This is a genomic window from Endozoicomonas sp., from assembly GCF_051008435.1.
Lineage (GTDB): Bacteria > Pseudomonadota > Gammaproteobacteria > Pseudomonadales > Endozoicomonadaceae > Endozoicomonas_A.
The window spans coordinates 1-21,223 of the sequence record NZ_JBPCXO010000193.1; the positions used below are offsets into that span (position 1 = coordinate 1).

The window sequence follows — 21,223 nt, forward strand, 5'->3', positions numbered from 1 at the left end:
CATGGCAAGCTGGACATCAGAGCAAGGCGGAACGACGAGTAATAGCTAGCTATTGCGAGGAGTTCCAACGCAGGGCTGTTGTTCAGATTGCCAGCACAATAGCGTAGTTAGAATGTGCGATTGGTATTACTATCAATCTGCAGGAAAAATAACGCCCAGGGTTTTACGGGCTTCAGTGATGATACGGCTGACTTCCCGGGTTTTTGCCAGTCTGGGATGATTAAATTCTCTATTCTCAATCAATTTTGCAAAAGCGGCAGCTTCGTACTCCATAGTATTTTCTGCCTGCTCTTGGGTGAGCTCTTTCACAGGGTGGCCACGTTCCATCAGGGTGACTCCCTTGCATTCAGAAATAAAATCGATCAGCAACGTGCCCTGTTCACCCTGAATTTCACTGGGAATATGGCCATCGCTGACTTTGGAATGGGCGATGAGCACTTCGAAGTCGGGATAATGAAGCGTGAGAGAACCTTCTGCATCAACGCCTGACGCTAGCAAGCAGCCATTAGCAGTATAGCTTTGTGGCGCTCCAAACAGTTCCACGGCTGCGCTCAAAGGATAAATGCCGATATCCATCAGGGAGCCATTGGAAAAGGCCGGATTGAACGTGTTGGGATTCTCTCCGTCCAGATAACGCTGGTAGCGTGATGAGTACTGGCAGTATGAGAAGTAAGCTTTGCGCAATGTGCCCAGCTTTGGCAGGGAGATTTTGCACACTTCCATATTAGGCAGGTAGCGGGTCTTCATCGCTTCAAACAACACGACATTGTTTTGTTTAGCGAGCTGGATCAGCTGGTCGACTTCTTCAACGTTTGAGGCGATAGGCTTTTCAATGATGACATGTTTGCCATGTTTCAGAAATAGCTCGGCCTGGGGTGCATGAAAGGCATTGGGGCTGGCGATATAAACAGCATCAAAATCCTTGCTCTGGGCCATGGTTTCCAGGTCGTCATAGCATGGGCTGACACCATACTCAGCAGCGAAAGATTGCGCGGTTTCCAGTTGGCGGGAATAAACAGCCTGCAGCAGGAGTTTGCCTGTCTCATGAGCTGCCCTGCAGAAGGCATGACTGATCCAGTTGGTTCCTATGACGGCAAAACGAATCATTACTTCTTTCTCCGTTGCGTGGAAGCGGCAGAGGAGGGAGAGGGTTTACTGCGCTTTTATGGCTTCCAGCAGTGAGTGTACTGGAATGACCATGGCGGATAAATTGTCTTTTGAGCCAGTGTAATAGCTTGCCTGAATAATATCTTCTGCCAGATCTTTTGAGGTGCTGGAGCCTGCTTTTATGAGCTCAAAAGCCCGCTCTGCCACCTGTTCACTGCTGGCGATATCGAAGACACCGTCACAACATTGGATAAGGGTGCCACCTTGAAGCTCAGAAAGAGCAAAACAGGTGATCTTAGGCCGGGCAGACGCGGCCCCTCCCATATTGATATCACCAATAGACCTTGCTGTTCCCAAGCTGGTCAGCCTGTTTGGAGAATGCAGACGCCCACTGGTTGGATCAAAATGGCCTCCTCTCTTTTCACCGGACACGCCGTATTCACTTTTTTCATCCGTACGGTATTCGTTGTTTTCTTTATAGGATTTAGCATCTTCAGAGAGCTGGAGGCATGAGCCATCTTTCTGCAGCAGGATGGCCCGGGTATCCCCTGTATTAGCCACCCAGAGATGATCACCAATGGTCAGGCATATATTGGCTGTGGTACCGGTATTGAAAGTTTCTTTCCGGTAGTAAAAAGGGTCACGGGAGAGATCGACCAGAGCCAGTTTCAGGGCATTCCAGATACCGACTTCTGTGAGTTCACCGGCCGGGTTGAATTCCGTCAGACGCTTTTTCAGGTATCTGGTTATATTTTTGGCTGCGTAATCGGATGCCAGGCGACCATCGCTGGTGCTGGAGTGGCCATCCAAAACACCCGTGATTGCGACTGGTATGCTCTTGTCACCACATTGAAATGAGAAGGTGTCAGCCAAATGAGCATCTTCCATACGTGGGCGTCTGCTGATACAGCTCGCAATGCCCAGGTTTTTGAACTTTGACGGTGCTGCTGTGTGAATGACTGGTTCTGGAGGTAGATTGAGTGGATTCAGGCTTTCAGGAAAGGTTAAGAACTTTTTTTTATGTTTGAATTTCTTTCTCTTGATTCCCTGATGCCAGACAGCTTTTTCTCTGGTTTTTTTGAGCTTTAAACGTACTTTCTCCGGATCGGGCTCAACCCGGTAATCAAGGTGGTTAAGCTGTTCTGGTGTGCGGTTATGGTTGTATGGGGTCAGTCTGGATTTCATATCATCGTTAAAGTGAGCCTGAATCCTGGCTTCAAACCGGTCTTTACCTTTTTCACTGAAGCCTACCCATCGAATGGGGTTCTCACCAGGGAGAATGGGAACCCATTGGCTCGCCTTTGTCTGAGCGGTTTCCAGAAGTTGCCTGTGTGCCAGGACTGCTTGCTGATTGCCTGAGTCAGCACAAACCTCCAGATGCATCAGTAAAATCTCTACGTCAAAACCTCTGGCGGTGTTCGGTCCGAAAATATCTGCCATGATAATGACAGCTTCATCATACTCCTGAGGACCTTCTTCCCTATTCATGTCTTGGATCAGTTGCTTCAGCTCCTGAAAGGCAATTTTTTTATTTCCTTCTTGCAGTAGGGATCTGACGCTGTCCAGTATCAGGATTGCATGAGTAGAGTGCTTTACTTCTTCAACTGCAGGCTGACAGGTTAGCAGGGTTCTGACGATCTCAATGGCACTGTCCAGTGAGGGCGTTGGCGAGATAGCTATGACCGAAACCTTCCTGTTTCCCAGAGCGATTGCCGACTGTAGTTGCTGCAGTTTATCGGACAGGCGTTGTTGGCACTCACTGAAGCTGTTGCCTGGTTTATCATTATCGGTGGATTGCTGGTGGGTCAGTAATGAAACCATTCTTCCAGTGGAAGTGATGCCAATAGCTTCAGTGCTTTCCTGACAGTGAAGTTGTAATCCCTGCAACTGTTCAAAAAGCTGGGTCAGGTTGGTTTGCAGCTCTGGATTACCACCGTAAGCCATTAAAAGGTGCTCCGTATCGATGGGCCCATTCGTAACAGGTTTCATCGACCCGAAGAGAGTGAATTCAAGAGTGCCGGGCTAACCCGGCACTTGAGAGTATCAGGACTCAGGAACGCCTGAAGGTGGTACAGAATCAGGGCTGGAAGCCCAGTCCTTGTTGGGTTCGTTGTACATGACAAACTTCAGTTCGCCACCGTTCATGACTTCCTCGTGGGTGAGCCAGGAGCGATCCAGCACTTCACCATTGAGTGTTGCGGATTGAATGTAAATGTTTTCATCGGAGACATTCTCGGCCAAAACGGTGAAAGACTTGTCTTCTGGCAGGTTGAGAGTGATTTCAGGGAAAACCGGTGTGCCGATAGCATAGACACCGTTGGCCGGGTTAACTGGATAGAAACCAAGGGCGCCAAATACATACCAGGCAGACATCTGGCCATAGTCGTCATTTCCACAGATACCTTCCGGAGTATCGTCGTAGCAGACTTCATTGATCTCCTTGAGCCATTTCTGGGTTTTCCAGGGCGTGCCCACAAAGTTGTACAGGTAAGGAACGTGCTGATCGGGCTCGTTGCCCTGAACATATTGACCTACCATACCCGTGCTGAAGATAGGCAGCTCTTCCCCTTCTTCCAGATCCGGTTCGGTATTGAACATCTGGTCGAGACGGCGCTCGAAAGCTTTGTTTCCGCCAATGGCTTCAATCAGTCCTTCTACATTCTGGGGAACAGAGGCGAAGTAGTGCCAGCCATTACTTTCAGAAAAACCACGGTCGTAATCTTCAGGATCAAAGTCAGTGATGAAGTGACCGTCCGCCAGTTTGGGCACCATCCATTTCTGAGTGGGATCAAACTGGTTTCGCCAGTATTCAGAGCGCTCCATAAATGCCGCGTAATCATCTTCCTTGCCCAGTAATTTGGCTATTTGAGCGACACTCCAGTCGTCGTAAGCGTATTCCAGTGTTTTGGACGCAGCCCAGAGATCACTGCCTTCTGCATCACTAAAGTGGACATAGCCATCGGTCAGATATTGATCCATACCAGGAATTTCCAGGTTTTCAGCGGTGGCTTTCATAGCCTCATACGCCCGCTCACGATCAAAATTGCCAATATCTTTTAAAATGGCATCCGCTATGACAGGCAGAGCATGATAACCCTGCATCATGTCGGTTTCGTTGCCTTTAAGGCTCCAAACGGGCAGTTCTCCCGTTTCATCGTAATGAGCCAGCATAGACTCCACCATATCGTCTACGCGCTCTGGCTCCAGGATTGTGTAGAGAGGGTGTGCTGCACGATAGGTATCCCAGAGCGAGAAGGTATCGTAGCGATCAAAACCCTCTGCTTTCTGAATTTGATGGTCGGCGCCTTTATATTGGCCATCAACATCTGAGTGAAGAGTCGGGCCCAGGAGTGAATGATAAATGGCCGTGTAGAAAATGCGTTTTTCATCGTTGAAACTGTCATCTTTTGTAGGAATCTCAACTTTTTCCAACTCTTTTTCCAACTCTTTTTCCAACTCTTTTTCCAACTCTTTTTCCAACTCTTTTTCCCAGAGAGCTGTCGCACGTTCACGGGCACCGTCAAAATCGAGGTCGGCTGCTTCGGCTTCCAGGTTTTTATAAGCACCTTCAATGCTGACAGACGACATAGCGACTTTCATTTCAACATCGGTTGTTTCTGCTGTGGTATCAAACTCCAGATAGGCTCGGGTATAGTCTTTTTTAACCTGATCTCCCGGGATCTCTACACCATCTTCACCGTATGAGTAGGCAAAAAGACGGTGGGCCTTGAAGGGTTTGGAGAACTTGATAACGAAGTGTTCGTGCTGGTCCGCATCCCACCCTTCAGACATTCGGTAACCTTCCAGGGTCTGGTTATCCACAACTCTGATCATGGTCTCAGTCGGCAGATCCCAGTTCATGGTGTGACCTGGATCAATCACGATTTCTGAACGGTCATCGGCCGGGAATTGATAGCGATGGAAGCCAACTCGTTCTGTGCTGGTTAGCTCGGCATTAATATCGTAACCCTTGAGCATGACCTGATAGTAACCCGCCGTAGCCATTTCGTTCTCATGGTCAAACTCAGAAGCTTCCTTATTTCCTCTAAGAAGGTCGGAACGACTGTTGAGAGGCATTACCCGTAAATCGTACATATCACCCGCACCTGTGCCGGACAGGTGAGTGTGGGAGAAGCCAATCATTTGCTGCAGGTCATCGTAATAGAAATAGCCGCCAATGTAGTCCCAGCCACTGACACCATTATCAGGACTGAGCTGGATCATACCGTGCGGCACGGTGGCTCCGGGATAAGTGTTGCCCAGGCCACCAGTGCCTATGGTGGTATCGACATATTGAGTCAGAGAGGTATTCGGGGTTCCATCGACTACGGTGCTTTCGTCATCATTGGAGTCACAACCCGCCAAGGTTCCAAGCACTGCAGCAACCGCCACGGCCAGCAAAGACTTTCTTAACATTGTGGTGTGTACCTTTTCTTATTGAGGGAGCGCCATGGCGTTATGGCGCTGATCGTATTACTGGTTATCAGGTTTGGTGTTGGTCATGACAAACCGGAGCTCGCCGCCAGCAACAATATCGCTGTGCTTCTTAAAGGTGTTGTTGTCACCCAGAGCTTCACCGTTGATGGTGACTTCTTTGATATAGCGATTAGCCGGGCTGTTATTAACGGCAGTGATCGTAAATTCACCGTCAGGCAGTTCAATGACAGCCTCATCAAACAAAGGACGACCAATGGAATATTCAGGAAGGCCCGGTGTTACCTGATAGAAGCCCATGGCACTCATGACATACCAGGCAGACATCTGACCTACGTCTTCGTTACCAACCAGACCCTCAGGGGTGGGCTTATAAAAATCACGCATGATCTGGTCGAGATATTCCTGGGTCATCCAGGGTTCATCGGTACGGTTCCAGAGATAGGCAATGTGGTGAGAAGGCTCGTTACCGTGCAGGTACTGGCCGATAAAGCCGGTCATGTCGGGCAGGTCACCACCATCTTCCCCCTCATCAGCAGTAAACAGTTCATCAAGCTCTTTACTCAGTTTCTCAGGCCCGCCTATCAGTTCAATCAGACCTTCAATGTCGTGCATGGCGCTCCATTTCCACTGCCAGGCATTTCCTTCGGTGTACCAGTAATGGTCAACAGTGTATGGATCGAATTCTGGCAAAAACTCCCCTTCAAACTGTTCTCTGGGCTGGAAGAATCCATCTTTCCAATGATTTTTATAAGACTTTGAACGTTCAATGTAACGATTGGCTGCTTCTGTTCGGCCAGCGGCCTCTGCAATCTCGGCTGCAGCACCATCACCAATGGCAAACTCCAGGGTGTAGGACACTGAGTTCCAGTTGGGAGTGCCTACAAAACATAATCTTCGTAGTACTCCATCTGTCCGGGCATCACAGAGCCAAGAATGTCGCCCCAGGCAGGGAAGTCTTCAGGATGGTAATGGGTACTGGTCAGAGCGGCTTCCAGAGCAGTGTTTGGATCAACCTCCAGACCTTTATTGATGGCGTCAGCAATGATGATGACGGCTGGGTAGCCGATCATAGTGCCGGTATAACTGGAGTGAGCTTCCCATTTGGGCAGCAATCCACCGTGTTGCTGTTTACGAATCAGGTCGTTGGCGTATTGCTCTGCTCGTTCAGGATAGATAATCGTCTGCAGGGGATGAACGGCCCGAAAGGTGTCCCACATAGAATAAATGGAATAGTTGGGCAGCTCCTCTTCAGCCGTTTCGATACGCTGCTCTTCACCGCCATACATGGCCCGGTATTGCCCGTCGACGTCCTGATAGATCATGGGAGCCATCTGGGAGTGGTACATGGCTGTGTAGAAATTCTTTTTCTCTACTTCGCTACCACCCTGAATATCAATAGCAGAAAGCTCCTCTCGCCACTCATTCTCTGTCTGGACTTTAACTGTTTCAAAATCCCAGTCAGGAACTTCGGTTTCCAGATTTTTCTGTGCGCCTTCTATGCTGACAGGTGAAATCGCCAGCTTAACTTCAAGAGGTTCTGTGCCGGGTTCAAACTCCAGATACGACTGAATGTACTGGCCTTCTACATTACCTTCTGGAGTCTGAAATTCAGCTGCATCGGAGAGAATTTTGGACTGAGCAATGGGAGCCGAGAACTTGGCGTAGAAGTAGATATCCTGATTCTTAACCCAGTCGCCACTGAGGCGGCGGCCACGGATGGTGTAATCATCAATGATTTCAATTTCATTAATGATGCTGCCGTTACGCTCTGGATCAAGGGTATGTCCCAGGTCCAGTTTGATATTTCGCGGACGGCCTTCCGGAAAAGTGTATCTGTGCACACCAACCCGTTTACTGGCCGTCAGTTCTGCCTTGATGTTCGATTCATTAAACGATACCTGATAGTAACCAGCGCTGGCGGACTCATTGCTCTTGTCAAAGGTCGCCTGTTCAGACTGGTCGGCATCGCTGTACGGGAGAATCAGGATATCTCCCAGATCGGTAACACCGGTGCCACTCAGATGAGTGTGGCTGAAGCCATAAACCGGAATATTCTTTTTTCTTTTGCCGTTGTCATGGTATCCGCTGGCAGAATCCCAGCCAGTCAGGGTGGTATCAGGACTAAGCTGAACCATTCCCTGGGGTGCAACAGCTCCGGGGAAAGTATGACCAGAACCACCGGTTCCTATAAATGGATCAACATATTCAAGGACATCTGTCGTTGATGTTGAAACCGTATTTTCATCTTCGTTGGAATCACATCCAGCCAGTGTTCCAAGCGTGGCGGCAATAGTAAGAGCCAGCAGACTTTTCTTAAGCATAATCACTCCAGCGAGCACCTGACAGAGCTCTCGCGGCTTTTTCAGGCATGCAAAGTCTCATAGCCTTCCCATTAGGAAGGCCTGAGCATTTCTATAAGAGGGTAAAATTGGGGGAGCAGACTCCCCTTAGAATCAGTTCAGTGCTTTGGGTTCTGGTCCCATGACAAAACTCAGCTCGCCACCATCCCTGAACTCTGAATATTCGAAGAACAAGCCTTCTTCCAATTCATGGCCATTAATGGTTACGCTCTGAACATAGATATTGTCCGGTCCATTGTTTTCCGCAGTGATAGAGAATGTGCCGCTATGGCCCACTGGAATGGTGACTTTGTCGAACAGAGGACGGCCAATGGTGTAGGTCGCATCCCCAGGAGTGATTTGATAGAAGCCCAGGGCACTCATGACATACCAGGCCGACATGGCGCCGACATCTTCATTGCCTACGATGCCTTCTGGGGTGGGAAGGTAGAATTCATCCAGAATCTCGTCGACGATTTCCTGAGTTTTCCACGGCGTATCGGTGTAGTTATAGAGGTAAGGTACGTGCTGATCGGGCTCATTGCCCTGTACATACTGGCCAATCAAACCTGTCATGTCGCTGGTACCTTCATCTTCCCGGGCATTGAACAGGGCATCCAGGTTCTGTTTAAACGCTTCTTCGCCGCCCATAACTTCTTTCAGACCAGGAATATCCTGAGGTACAAACCAGGTCCACTGCCAGGAGTTGCCCTCTGTGTAGTCACCGGTTTCATGCTCGGCATTGTAAGGATCAAAAGGTTCTCTCCAGCTTCCATCCAGCATTTTGGGGCGCATAAAGCCCGTTGCACTGTGCTCTGCATAGGCCTCAGGGTTGTGGTCAAAATACTCCCGGTAGCCCTGGGCTCTCTTCTCATACTCAACTTTTTTGGCCTGATCTCCTGCCATTTCTGCGATCAGGGAAATAGTCCAGTCGTAATAGGCGTTTTCCAGACCGTATGAGACTGAATCATGGGTCTTGTCGGCAGGAGCGTAACCCAGCATCTCAATGTATTTTATGTGTGGGGTCATAACTGTTTTTAGAAGTTCTTGATCCCACTCAGTAAAATCTTCTGGATGCCAGGTTGAACTGGCAACAGCTGCTTCCAACGCGTCAGCAGGATCAACGTCATCAGCAAGACCCTTGACCATTGCATCAGTAATGATGGCTACTGACGGGTAACCCACCATGGTGCCTGTGTAGTTGGAGTGAAGCTCCCATTTCGGCAGTAAACCACCTTCCTTGTATTTTTGAATCAGGTTTACTGCATATTCACCGGCTTTTTCAGGCTCAGTAATGGTTTTCAGCGGATGGAGGGCTCGGAAAGTGTCCCACATCGAGTAGACGGTGTAATTCTGATAGTTTTCTGCTACTGAAGAAGCGTCGTATACAGCCTTATCCATCCCCAGATACTGACCATCTGCATCCTGATGCACCATAGGAGCAATTTTGGTGTGATAGAGAGCGGTATAGAAATTGGTCAGCTCAGCATCAGTGCCACCTTCAACCTCAAAGTCATCCAGATTATTCAGCCAGGTATTTTCAGCTTTTGTGACGGCTTCGTCGAAAGTCAGTTCATTGGCTTCAGCCATCAGGTTACGTTCAGCTCCGTCAGTACTGACAGGTGACAGGCCTACTTTGACTTCAAGAGGTGAACTGTCCTGATCAAACTCAATGTAAGCTACAACATCATTACCTTCGGTTTTATAGCTGCTGCCAGACTGAGGTTCTCCCTGACTGGTGATGATGTATTCAGCAATGGGCTTGTTGAATTTTGCTGTGAAATAGACCCGTTGGTCAGCTGCCCAACCACCGCTGTAGCGCTTGCCAATCACGGTATAGTCATCCACGATTTCGAGTTCGTTGATCAAGCTTACACCACCCCAGTCTTCGTTCAGGGTATGGCCCAGATCAATCTTCAGCTTTTGGGTTTCACCTTCCGGGAAAGTATAGCGATGCAAGCCCACTCGTTGTGTAGCGGTCAGTTCTGCAACAATACCGGTGTCGTCCAATTCTACCTGATAGAACCCGGGTTTGGCGCCTTCCTGAGATTTACGAAACTTACTGGATTCACTTTTATCACCAGTGAAGGGCAGAAAGAGAATATCACCCAGGTCACCAATACCCGTGCCGCTCAGGTGGGTATGACTGAAGCCGTAAATCGTATCGTTGTCATTGTGATAACCGCTGGATGAATGCCAGCCAGTCAGCTGGTTATCAGGGCTCAGTTGCACAAAACCTTCTGGCAGGACTGCACCAGGAAAAGTGTGTCCGTTAAAGCCTGTGCCAATGAAGGGATCAACGTATTTCAGAATGCCAGGTCCTTCAACATGAATGGGGTTATCCCCGCCACCTGAAATCACTTCTTCGTCTTCATCATTGGAGTCACAACCTGACAATGCTGCCAGTGTGATTGCGATTGCTGCTGAGAGAACACTTTTCTTTAACAACATGCTCTGTACCTTGCCAGTAAGGTTTTTGAAGCAGCCGGGCCCCGTCAGACACAGTGTGACAATGCCTTAAATTGCATGGCTGATTCTTTACCTGTTTAAGTAAGCGAACTGTCAGAGTGGGTAGCTCCATTGAGTCAGGGTGAGGACCTGACTCAATACAGCTCGCTTAAATGGAGTTTGTCGATCAGGTCAGTAGGGCCTGAGGGGACGACAATCTGATGTCTTTTTTATTATCTGAATCATCCGGAATAACGGATTGATGCAAGATTCAGAATTTACTTTTTCAGTTTCTTCTCAATCTGTTCAACAATTTGAGTGGCTTTTTTAACTGCATCGGCCACACCCACACGAATAATGGGCTTACCCGTGAATCGGCCTTCTTCCTTGATTGCGATGTCTTTGGTCAGCAAAACAAAGTCGGCATCGCGAATTTCTTCCAGTTCAATACGGTTTTCAATCCCGTAAGAGCCCTGGGTTTCTACTTTGACGTCCCAACCTTTTTCCTTGGCCGCGTTTTCCAGTGCTTCTGCGGCCATGTATGTGTGGGCAACACCGGAAGGGCAAGAAGTAACAGCCAGAATTTTCATAATTAGACTCCGTTTAAATCTTTATAACTGAGAAGTTTAATGTCAGATGTTTGGAGCTCCGTTATCCAGGCGCTCCTGATTGTTCAGTCAAACTCAAGAACCAGCTCGTCAGAGTTATCCAGTTCTTCTTCTTTTTCTTCAGTGCGTTGATCAATGGGCTTTTTGAGAATGTTGATGATCAGAGCGGTAGTGGCAGCACCGGCAACAGTGGCGATGATGTAGCCGATACGGCCGTCAACCACGGGCAGAACAATCCAGCCACCCCAGGGAGCATGGTTCAATACACCCATTTGGAAAGCGATCACGTTACCGACGATACCGCCTGCGACAATGGAAGGAATAACGCGCAAAGGATCATTGGCAGCAAAAGGAATCGCACCTTCGGTAATACCAATCAAGCCCATCAAGCCTGCAGCACGGCCTGCTTCACGCTCTTCGTCGGTATAACGGCTCTTGGAAAGCAGGGTAGCCAGGAACATGCCCAGAGGAGGGACACAGATAGCAACACCGACACCGCCCATCAATTCTGGATGATCGAAAACCTGGGTCTGGGCAAACAGAGTGGCTACCTTGTTGACGGGGCCACCCATGTCAAAAGCAGTCATACCGCCCAGCACAGTGCCTAGTGCGACTTTTGATGCATCGCCCATGCCTGACAGCCAACCGTTCAAAGCTTCCATTAGCGCAGCAATCGGTTGTCCAATACCCCAGATAACAATGGCAGAAACAATAAAGGTGCCGCCTATTGGCAGAATGAAGTAGGTGGAAACGGCTTTGAATTTATTAGACAGTGGAATTCTTTTTAGCTGGTTGACGATGTAGCCAGCCAGGAAACCAACAATAATCGCCCCGAGGAATCCGGTGCCATTAGCATTAGCCAGATAGGCACCGATCATACCGGGAGCCAGGGCGGGTCGATCAGCAATGGAATAGGCGATATAACCACCCAGAACCGGAACGAAAAGAGTAAAACCTGCAATCCCCATATCCCAGATACCCGTCAGGAAAACACCTTCTGGTTGGGCGCCTTTACCATTCAGCATGACCGATAAAGCCAGCAAAACACCACCGGCGACGATAAAGGGCAACATGTGACTGGTACCTGTCAGCAGATGCCGTTTCAGGGTTGCAAGATCATTCTTCATAACTTGTTCTACTCATCATCCGGTGCGGTATAAGGGGTCACAAACCTGAACAGTTTGTTGATTTCGAGGATGACTATAAGAGAAGGGGGGTAGAGCGAAAATCTGACAAATGAAGCGTATGACGGACTTTTGTAGCAATGTGATTCTTTGTTGATGTATATCAAGAAATGGTAAGCGGGTTGAAAAACTCTCAGGTCTGCTTCCAATAAATTAGGCGAAATCCTCAAAAATGTATCATACGAAACATCCGTTGACGTATATCAACACTTTCATTAATCAGATTGCTAATGATCACGCGACTTAAAACATAAAATGAAATCACCATGCTCGAATCAGCCACGATTGCCCGGCAGATCGACGGCTTTCTTTCTAATGGAAGACTCCGGCGTATCTGGTTTGCCTCGCATACCGATGAATATCCTCGAAATGCTTTTCTGGTGAAATTTGCCAGAATGGTGGTGGTACTGGAAGGAACCTACCTAACCGCGATTGGTCACAGGGGGCAATATCACGAAGTTGAGGCCCGGCAGGGGGATGTGATTTATATACCGTCCCAGACCTGGGATTTGCCAGACTGGAATACTCGGGGCAAAGTACTGACCCTATTATTCGGTCACTATCAGATCGGTATGAGTCTTACCATCAGTGATCATCAGGCTAAAGCTTCTTCTGTCGTCAAATACAGTGCTCCTGATCCTATGCAGCAAGAAGGCCTTTATCTTGAAAAAGCATTGTGCGAATCAGCCCTTGCCGCGAGAGATAATGGTACAGCAGCCTGTATCGCAGAAGGGTTGTTAAGGTATTGTCGGGGCAAGATAGAAGATCATCGTTATTCACATACCGGTCGATCAAACGACAAGTGGCGTGCAATAAGTATGTATCTGCAGAAAAACTTCAGCGCAAAGATTACTCGTGAATCAGTGGCTCTGGAGTATGGTATTTCCCCCAATCATCTTTCACGACTGTTCAGGGAAGAAGGTGGAATGGGGTTTAATGAATATCTGACACTGGTCAGGATTGATCGGACCAAGATGTTGCTCAGCCAATATCAGATGAATATGTCCGAAATTGCTGCCAGAACCGGCTTCAAGGACAGCAGTTATATGGGTAGAGTTTTCCGTAAGCATACCGGTATGACTCTGGGTGAATATCGAGCCAAGTACGCTGCCTGAATAAATATTTTCTCAAGGATGAGACTCTTTTCTTCCAGATTAACTTTATGACAGAGTTTCTTTCTTCCTGTTTTATATCCCCTTCTCTTTATTCACATCGTCAGGTTTCTGACGGTTTTTCTCTGGAATCCTGTTCTTGTCTATAGTGCTTATATCAGGCGTATATTGCACAGGGAGAAAGGAATGCTTGGACAGCTGGAATCACTCAGCAGGCAGCTTCAAGGTTTGAGCTGCCATGAAAGAGAGGAGCTCGGAGCATCAGTAGGACAGCAAGGTATTGCTCTCAAAGCTGGCAATACAAAAACCTGGACGGGGATGCTAGTTTCTTTTGCTGTTAATCAGGGCGTTTCAGCAGAGGAGAGAGCCGCTCTCATAGAAAAGCTGGAGAGCCTGTGTGATTTCGCTGATAAGTTTTCGCCCAAAAGCAATCTCAAAGCGCGTTTGATTTCGCCTATTAAAGACACTGACCAATCCATAACAAAGCACAAACTGGCTGAAATCACCCAAGCTCTGGAAAGTTGTGAAAGAGCCTCCTATGAGCATCTTACCGACTGGTTCTACCAAAGCTTGCCAGTAGTGCTGGCTGGAGAACTGGCTGGAGAAAAGGGAGGGGCTGATGCTCCTGATCCGCGATTGGTGACCAAACTGGTCAATGAAATGCGTGATCAGCTTAAGCTATATAGTTCGGCTCATTTGCTTTCGATTCTCCCCAGAGCATTGGATCGTGCCCGGTCACATCGTCAATGCCATGCGTCTTTTGTCGAAGCGGCCAAACAGATAGCGGCAGAACAGAACGTTGATTTTTTTGCGCCTGTAATGACACCAGAACAGAGAGTTCTGTTCGTCAATTATCGAAGTCTTTTTGGTCAGGATGAAATCAGTGATATGGATCTGCATTTTGCAGTCGTTCATAACATTCTTGATGGTAATGTTTTTAAGAGCTCTGGCATTAAGCCAAAATTAATGAGAGTCGGTGTGAATCTTCCCAGAGTTTTGGGTGTTATTCAGCAGCGAAGACTTCAGCCAGAAAGAGAAGAACTACCAGAGCCTGTCCTGTCTCCTCGCCAGCTGGCGGCTAAAAAAGATCGCCAGCAACAACAACTGAAACCTGTACAGAAGAAAACACCTCAAGAGCAGAAACCGGTCCTGACGAATGCTGATTATTTCAGGCGGGAAGCCAGGGACGTTCTGGGTCAAGGATCTGATGAAACAACTGAGAAACTACTGACAAGAAAATTTATCGATCTTGTTGAGTTCAGAAAAGAAGATGCTGAAAAAAGAAGGGCGTTGATAGAAGACGCTACTTTGGAAATGGCGATTAAGGATACACAGGTTCATCAATTGGAAGAATTGTCTGTTGAGCCTCCGGTTCAGTCAGTGGTGGATGATCTGCCACCACCTATAAGCTTGACCATGTCGCTAAGGTTGGCTCCCAGAGTCCCCGAGCGTCTTGATGTCCGCTATCACCCTGCATTTGCAGAGTTCAGGAAGCGAATAGGGGATCAGGAGTTCAGTGATGATGAACTGTCCAGGGCGCTGGAAAAAGGGATGATTGATCCTGTTATTTTTCATCAGACCGATTATACCTCCGCCCAGTTAAAAGCTCTGGTGGAACTGGATAATCTGAAAATAAAGCTGGCGCAGGAAGCTTTAGGTATTGGCTCAGAATCTATGCAGGTTCGGGTATTGTCTGGCGATGAGCGTGCCGTTAAAGACATCCTGATGGGGTCTAACTTTACTATTGAAGAATCTGAGCAGCTGGCTATTCAGTTGGTGAGTGGGCGATGGATAAACCTGGCCCAGTTGGAGGCAGAGAAGGAAGTACAGAAACGTAGAGATCTGGTATCGGATGCCCTGGGCAACCTTAAACTACAGGAAACCGACGTCGGTCAAATGGTTCAACATGAACCAGAGGGCAGGCCAAAGACATTACCTGTCATGAGTCTCAGGGTAATACCTGCTTTACCTGATCCAATGGAACAGATTAATCAGCTGAAAGACACCTTATACCGTATAGATGGTTCCAGGGAACAGGTGGATGTTCTGGCAGATGAAGGCCTGCTGAACTTCGAAGTATTGAAGATCTACGCTAACGATGCAGATACTGATGTGATTTTTAAAAATTACCTTGAGCAGCGAAAAGCCGATTACAGAAGGGATATGGGTCCCCTGCCAGGGGAACAGAAGGATCTCTGGCAGTCAAAAGTTGAACAGTTCAAACTTTATCTGCACTACAAAGAGCTTCGCTATGAGACTTTAAATGCACTCACCCGTCAGCTTTGTGAGCTCTGCTCCGAGCCCTCTATTTCCTCAGCGCAAAAAGCAGAACTGATGCAGGTCTACTTTGAGCGTTATATGTCAAGAGCCTCTGAGAACACAAGAAAGCCCCAGGCAATACAGCTCATACTGCAGAATGTTGAAAAATTCAGACCCAGGATGGATCAATCTCTATTCGTAAAGCTGGAGCAGGAGCTGTTGCGGCTAGTCCCTGAAGAAGCAGCTTCACCCCTTCCTAGCCCTGTGGATATTCATCCTCCTCAACCCTTGATTAAGCCGGAGATTGGAATAGATACACCAGAGGCAGACGTTTTACCAGACCCAGCCCTGGAGCAGTTTGAATCTGTATTGAGCCACTACGGGCAAAGGTACAAATTGTCAGAAAGGGATTTAGACGTCATCAGAAGGATGCCGCCAGTCAATCTTAAGTCCCGGCAGTTTGAGAATCAAATCTTTGCCTGGGCTGCACTCAGGGATAAAGCAATACCGTTGTCGTTTTTAGAGTTTCATAGCTTAGCCTCAAAAAAACACATCACCGAAGAAATGTGCGGAGAAGTGATAGTGGCTTATGGTCGATGGGATAAAGGCAGTGATCGGCAGGAAGGCAAACGTCTCTTCAAAGAATCTGCGATTCCCATCATGAAGGCTTTCTGCAAATCACATCCAGCTTTGGCTGCCGCCTCCGATGCCGAGCTGCAACATCTAACCGTACTGAATCTGTGGAATCCTCGTCTGAAAAATGATCTGGATGCCATGATTAATCTCTATGCCATGCACTCAGTACTGTCTGGTGCACCACTGAGCACCTGGGATATTGCTTATGCTGCCAGTGAGTATTTGGTGACTCCCAGGGAAGCTGCTCATGCGTCAACCTATGTTCCTGATGAAGTGGAAAGGATGAAGCAACTGCGAAGCCAGGCCAGCGGTGATGCTTACTTTCAGACTATGAGTCAGGTTCCTGAAGTGGAAGAGAGAAGTCAGACTCCCAGTCTGACCACCTTTCAAGTCTGTGATGAACTGGTGCGATACTACAACAACCCTGATGTTTACTTCAGGGCCTATATGAAAAACCAGCCGCTGCATAGAAAGAAGATTAATACCTGTATCAAGCATCTGGGTCTGGCTACCGCTCATGTCTCATTGAAAAATCAGTATGAACTTGAAAATAATATCAGAGGGTGGTGTGGCTTTAAGGCTGAAGATCAACAGTGGCCAGTCTATTTGTGTAATGTATTGCGTGACTATATCGATGAAAAACGAGTTAACCCTGCCACGGGGCTGGATTTTTTTAAGAGATATGATCAGGCAGTCCAGGATCACATGCGTATCGTTGTATGGAATATGGGCAATCAGCAGCTGTCGGGTATGGCGGAAACAATGAAGCAGTATACCCCGTTGTTGGAAGCTGCTTCTGTAACAGGTCAGTTCGCCAGGCATATTAGCGACAGGGAAGACTTCCAGAACCGTTACAATCGCCCTGAGGTGACTCAGTTTCTGGTCAACGAGCTGGGATCCCGTCTGGGCCAAAAAACCGTTCCGGACGGCAGTTGTGGCTTCCATGCGATAGCCCATGCTACAGGGGACTCACCACTGGAAGTCAGAAGGCGTTGCGCCTGGGCTGCTAGAGATATTGACGTCTATATGAAAACGGGAGACGTCAGTCAGCTTTCTTCAAACGATCCTGCCTACATTGACCGTGTCGTTCGAGTTGCTCAGCAGAGATTACAGAAAGAAGAAGAATTGATCATTGCTTTTGAATCTCCTCCTGGTAATCGAGTCGAGTTTCTTGATCATCCCCTGGAAGAAGAGGGGGTGCCAGACGGCAGAGTACCGGAAGATTACTGGATGAAAACGGAAGATCTGCAGTTTGTATCAGTAGTCTATGGTCGTCCATCCATTTATGTTATTAACCCTAAAATCCTGATTGAAGGCAATCAGCCCGTAGAGTACTGCTTTAATGAGCTTGGAGAGAGAGAGCTGCTATGGGGGGATATGGACCGTGCCCACCAGGTATTGGGTCAGAAAGATGTTATTGGGCTTATGAACCTGGGGCGAAAAGGTTGGGAGCATTGGGAGCCTATTACCCCTTTGCCGCCCCATCGCAGAAAACCCAGACCTGTGCAAATGGTGCCTGAGCCAAAGGCTCCTCAGAAAGATCCACAGAAATACCAGCAACGACTTGATAAGCAAAGAGGCTACATGGAAAGCCTCAGGGTAGAAAACAGAGCTGTTGCCGGCCAGGCATTTGTATCGCCTGAATCGTCTGTAAGACAGCTCGACCGGTTCCGGGTTGAGTTGAAATCTGATCCGAAGTTCAAGTCACAAAACCTCTCTTTTTCTCCCGGCAAAGCAACGGATACCAAGGTTGAGAGTGATGAGACTGACGTTGAGCTTAAGAAAACTGTTGGGCAGGAAGATGTGGGGGTTGTTGCTAAAGACAAGCCAACAATACAAGGACAGGTGGTTGGAACCTATCCTTCAGAATTTACCGTTGGTATGCCTCTGGACCCTAATCTGGTTTGCCCTAAATGTAAGGTTCAATATCAAATTGGCGGCATTCAATATTTGAGAAAGCATGTAAACGACTATGACCACAAAAGAGAATAAGTCGTATTGATCATGATTGATCTGCTTAAGAATGTTGATTTCTGTCAACATTTTTAAGCTTTGGTACTTTTTTGACCTCAATGGTTGAATTTTACGATTTCCCCCGAAACTTGACCTCCCTACCATGACCCCTGTAATCACCGGACAGGGCTAACCATGAATATAATCGCAGTGACTGCCTGTTCTACGGGAATCGCCGAAACATATATGGCTGCAGAAGTACTGGAACGTTGTGCCAGAACCCGAGGACATTCCATCAAGGTAGAGACCCAGGGTGCACTGGGTATTATGGATAAGCTGTCCAGTCAGGACATAGCAAGTGCCGATATTGCGATTTTGACGAACGATATAGCCATCAACGGCGATGAGCGCTTCGAAGGCCTTAAAACGCTTCACGTATCCATTGGCGACATCCTGGAATCACCCCAGGACATCATGTCCGAGATAAATTCAGAATCCTGAGCCCTTTCCAATCTAATTATTGTGATTCTGGTGATCAAAGAATATGAAATGCGTCTGCAAGACTTGTTGATGCATACGACATTTGACCTATTGTAGATAACTTCAGACGATGAATAGCTCAGCAAGTTTTAATTATACTTTCCCTTTGCCTAATGGATTGCACGCCAGACCTGCCAGCTTTATTGAAGAGGCGGTAAAAAGTTACAGCGATTCAATCACCATGACGAATCTTCGTAATAACAAGGAAGCGGATGCCCGTTCCGTGTTATCAATGATTGCTTCCGATATTGCTCTGCATGACCCTATCCTGATTAAGGTGACGGGGGGGCAGGCGGAAACGACCCTGAATCAATTCAAAGTGTTTCTGGAAACGGAATTTCTAACCTGCGATGAGCCTTTGGTGGTTGTTGAAGATAAACAACAAAAGCCTCTTCCTCGTATGCTTCGCAGTGAAGAGCTGCAGAGCCTTCGCGGTGTTTCAGTGAGTCCGGGTATTGCCAGAGGCATACCACTGGTGTTGGGTGAACCGCGTCTGATCTTGAATCCTGAAACACTGGAAAAATCTGCTGAACATGAAGAGCGGGTGCGCTTTGATGAGACCCGACAGCATTTGACCGCCCAGCTTGAGCATCAGGTTGAAACATCGGCAGGCGAAGAGAAAGCCATCCTTAAGGCACATCTTTCCCTGCTGTGCGATGCAAAGCTGGTTAGTAGTATCTCGGAAGGTATTACTGCTGGTTTGTCGATCTTGTCTGCCATTTTGAAAACCCAGGAGCACTTCACTCAGGTACTGGAAAGCTCCAGCAGTGAATACCTGCAGGAACGTGCACTGGATATTCGTGACCTGTGTTCAAAACTGATTGTTGAAACCTACGGTGAAGACAGCTTTGAAAAAACAGACACACAACTGACAACAAATACCGTTTGTGTTGCCGATTCTCTGGCTCCCAGTCAGTTTTTGTCTCTGGATCGCAACTTCCTGAAAGGCCTGGTGCTGGAAGCCGGTGGTACTACTTCTCATACGGTCATTCTGGCCAGATCCTTTGGTATTCCTGTGATGGTGGGTGTTGAAGGTGCTCGCACACTGGCTGCAGATGGCCGTCAGGTTATTATGGATGCCAATCTGGGGCTGTTAATCAGCAATCCTTCCGCCAGTGTGGATCGCTTCTATGATCTGGAACAGAGCAAGCAGGATAGGTTAGACCTACGACGTGAGAAGTATATTGACCAGACTGCCGTGACTCTGGATGGTCATCACATGGAAGTGGCTGCAAATATTGCCAGTGCAGAAGAAGCCGAAACTGCCTTTGCCCAAGGTGCACAGGGCGTAGGGTTATTCCGGACTGAAATGCTCTATATGGATCGCACGGAGCCACCGTGTGAAGAAGAGCAGTTCGAAATCTACCGTAAAGCTTTAACGGCAGCCAATGGTCAGCCGGTCATTATCCGAACCATGGATATTGGTGGTGACAAGCCCGTGGATTACTTCAATATTGGCAATGAGGAAAACCCATTTCTCGGTTACCGGGCTGTTCGTCTGTATCCCGAATATCTGACCCTCTTTCACACCCAGTTGCGTGCGATCTTGAGAGCCAGCCAGTATGGGCACTGCAAAATCATGGTACCCATGGTAGCAACGCTGGCCGAAGCCAAATGGCTTAGAGAAGTATTCAATAATGTCGTTGAAGCCATGAAGGTTGAAGGTTTTGAGCTTGATCCTGAAGTTCAGTTGGGCATTATGCTGGAAGTTCCTTCCTGTGCCTTTATCATCGACCAGCTGGTTCGTTATGTTGATTTCTTCAGCATTGGCAGTAATGACCTGACTCAATATCTGCTGGCAGCCGACAGAGGAAACAGCAAAGTTGAGCATCTCTATGATTCTATGAATCCAGCTTTCCTGAGACTGCTCAATCACATCGTCACTGAAGCCCACAAAGTGGGAGCCTGGGTGGGCATGTGTGGTGAGCTTGCTGGAAACCCTGAACATCTGCCTCTTTTATTGGGTCTGGGGCTGGATGAAGTCAGCTTGAGTGCTCCCCGCATTCTTGAAATCAAAGAAACCATCAGTCAACTGACGCTTGAAGACAGCAGAAAAATACTGGAGCAAGCCCTTCAGCTGGAAACATCTGAAGAAGTGGCCGGGTTGTTGAAAAGCGCCGGTCACAAGAAAGAAGTCCTGCCGATACTGGCTGAGCATTCCATTATCATGAATGCAGATTGCCGCAGTAAGGCAGAAGTCATTAAAACGCTGGTTGATAATCTCGATGTTAATGGTCGGGTGTCCGATGCTTTTGGTGCAGAAGAAGCTATATGGGAGCGGGAAGCTATTTCACCCACAATGCTTGGCTTCGGTATTGCTATTCCGCACTGCAAGTCAGACAGCATTGCTGTGAACAGCATCAGTATTATGAAACTGGCAGAACCTATCCTCTGGAATGAAGGCGATCAGGTGTTGACGGATACTGTTTTTATGCTGACGGTGCGAGCCAGTGAAGCGGGCAGTGTTCATATGCAGATCTTTGCCCAATTGGCACGACGCATTATGCGCGGAGCCTTCAGGGATTCTTTGGCCGCCTGCACCAGTGAAGAGGAACTGTTGGCGTTTATTTCAAGCGAGCTGGAGTTGTAAGTAGCAGAGT

General features: G+C 48.0%; 12 protein-coding genes. 4 read left to right on the top strand and 8 right to left on the bottom strand.

The features are described 5' to 3' along the window. Positions 1-132: 132 nt before the first annotated feature. From ACR2PX_RS09445 to ACR2PX_RS09480, 8 genes are all read right to left on the bottom strand, one after another. Positions 133-1,107, bottom strand: coding sequence for a Gfo/Idh/MocA family protein (locus ACR2PX_RS09445; protein ID WP_433999110.1), 975 nt, complete (start codon positions 1,105-1,107; stop codon positions 133-135). Between the two features lie 45 nt (positions 1,108-1,152). Continuing rightward, entirely contained in the window at positions 1,153-3,051 is a 1,899-nt protein-coding gene (locus ACR2PX_RS09450) for a PP2C family serine/threonine-protein phosphatase (protein ID WP_433999111.1), read from the bottom strand. Positions 3,052-3,150: 99 nt separating this feature from the next. Continuing rightward, on the bottom strand, positions 3,151-5,523 hold the full coding sequence (locus ACR2PX_RS09455) for a GH92 family glycosyl hydrolase (RefSeq protein ID WP_433999112.1): 2,373 nt from the start codon (positions 5,521-5,523) through the stop codon (positions 3,151-3,153). 57 nt (positions 5,524-5,580) lie between these two features. Then, complete coding sequence (locus ACR2PX_RS09460) at positions 5,581-6,402, bottom strand: GH92 family glycosyl hydrolase (RefSeq protein ID WP_433999113.1); 822 nt, start codon at positions 6,400-6,402, stop codon at positions 5,581-5,583. Between the two features lie 20 nt (positions 6,403-6,422). Continuing rightward, on the bottom strand, positions 6,423-7,865 hold the full coding sequence (locus ACR2PX_RS09465) for a GH92 family glycosyl hydrolase (protein WP_433999114.1): 1,443 nt from the start codon (positions 7,863-7,865) through the stop codon (positions 6,423-6,425). 132 nt (positions 7,866-7,997) lie between these two features. Further along, positions 7,998-10,334: a GH92 family glycosyl hydrolase gene (locus tag ACR2PX_RS09470; protein ID WP_433999115.1), complete on the bottom strand. Its 2,337-nt coding sequence runs from the start codon at positions 10,332-10,334 to the stop codon at positions 7,998-8,000. A gap of 275 nt (positions 10,335-10,609) precedes the next feature. Beyond that, positions 10,610-10,921 (bottom strand): PTS fructose-like transporter subunit IIB, encoded by a 312-nt coding sequence (locus ACR2PX_RS09475; RefSeq protein WP_433999116.1) that lies wholly within the window; start codon positions 10,919-10,921, stop codon positions 10,610-10,612. Positions 10,922-11,004: 83 nt separating this feature from the next. Continuing rightward, entirely contained in the window at positions 11,005-12,066 is a 1,062-nt protein-coding gene (locus tag ACR2PX_RS09480; RefSeq protein ID WP_433999117.1) for a PTS fructose transporter subunit EIIC, read from the bottom strand. Positions 12,067-12,389: 323 nt separating this feature from the next. Between ACR2PX_RS09480 and ACR2PX_RS09485 the strand changes: the two genes are divergently transcribed. The 4 genes from ACR2PX_RS09485 to ptsP all read left to right on the top strand — a co-directional run bounded on the left by ACR2PX_RS09485 (position 12,390) and on the right by ptsP (position 21,213). Further along, the gene (locus ACR2PX_RS09485; RefSeq protein WP_433999118.1) at positions 12,390-13,238 is read left to right on the top strand and encodes a helix-turn-helix transcriptional regulator; all 849 of its coding nucleotides are present in this window, start codon (positions 12,390-12,392) and stop codon (positions 13,236-13,238) included. A 183-nt stretch (positions 13,239-13,421) separates the two neighbouring features. After that, entirely contained in the window at positions 13,422-18,122 is a 4,701-nt protein-coding gene (locus ACR2PX_RS09490; RefSeq protein ID WP_433999119.1) for an OTU domain-containing protein, read from the top strand. A 156-nt stretch (positions 18,123-18,278) separates the two neighbouring features. After that, the gene (locus ACR2PX_RS09495; RefSeq protein WP_433999120.1) at positions 18,279-18,584 is read left to right on the top strand and encodes a PTS fructose transporter subunit IIB; all 306 of its coding nucleotides are present in this window, start codon (positions 18,279-18,281) and stop codon (positions 18,582-18,584) included. Positions 18,585-18,693: 109 nt separating this feature from the next. Next, positions 18,694-21,213 carry a phosphoenolpyruvate--protein phosphotransferase gene (gene ptsP / locus ACR2PX_RS09500; RefSeq protein WP_433999121.1) on the top strand — a complete coding sequence of 840 codons (2,520 nt, stop codon included), beginning with the start codon at positions 18,694-18,696 and terminating at the stop codon, positions 21,211-21,213. Positions 21,214-21,223 lie beyond the last annotated feature (10 nt).

Bases quoted from the DNA above. Each gene is read 5' to 3' on its own strand.
- ACR2PX_RS09445 (WP_433999110.1), bottom strand. From the start codon at position 1,107: ATGATTCGTTTTGCCGTCATAGGAACCAACTGGATCAGTCATGCCTTC.
- ACR2PX_RS09450 (WP_433999111.1), bottom strand. From the start codon at position 3,051: ATGGCTTACGGTGGTAATCCAGAGCTGCAAACCAACCTGACCCAGCTT.
- ACR2PX_RS09455 (WP_433999112.1), bottom strand. From the start codon at position 5,523: ATGTTAAGAAAGTCTTTGCTGGCCGTGGCGGTTGCTGCAGTGCTTGGA.
- ACR2PX_RS09465 (WP_433999114.1), bottom strand. From the start codon at position 7,865: ATGCTTAAGAAAAGTCTGCTGGCTCTTACTATTGCCGCCACGCTTGGA.
- ACR2PX_RS09470 (WP_433999115.1), bottom strand. From the start codon at position 10,334: ATGTTGTTAAAGAAAAGTGTTCTCTCAGCAGCAATCGCAATCACACTG.
- ACR2PX_RS09475 (WP_433999116.1), bottom strand. From the start codon at position 10,921: ATGAAAATTCTGGCTGTTACTTCTTGCCCTTCCGGTGTTGCCCACACA.
- ACR2PX_RS09480 (WP_433999117.1), bottom strand. From the start codon at position 12,066: ATGAAGAATGATCTTGCAACCCTGAAACGGCATCTGCTGACAGGTACC.
- ACR2PX_RS09485 (WP_433999118.1), top strand. From the start codon at position 12,390: ATGCTCGAATCAGCCACGATTGCCCGGCAGATCGACGGCTTTCTTTCT.
- ACR2PX_RS09490 (WP_433999119.1), top strand. From the start codon at position 13,422: ATGCTTGGACAGCTGGAATCACTCAGCAGGCAGCTTCAAGGTTTGAGC.
- ACR2PX_RS09495 (WP_433999120.1), top strand. From the start codon at position 18,279: ATGAATATAATCGCAGTGACTGCCTGTTCTACGGGAATCGCCGAAACA.
- ptsP (WP_433999121.1), top strand. From the start codon at position 18,694: ATGAATAGCTCAGCAAGTTTTAATTATACTTTCCCTTTGCCTAATGGA.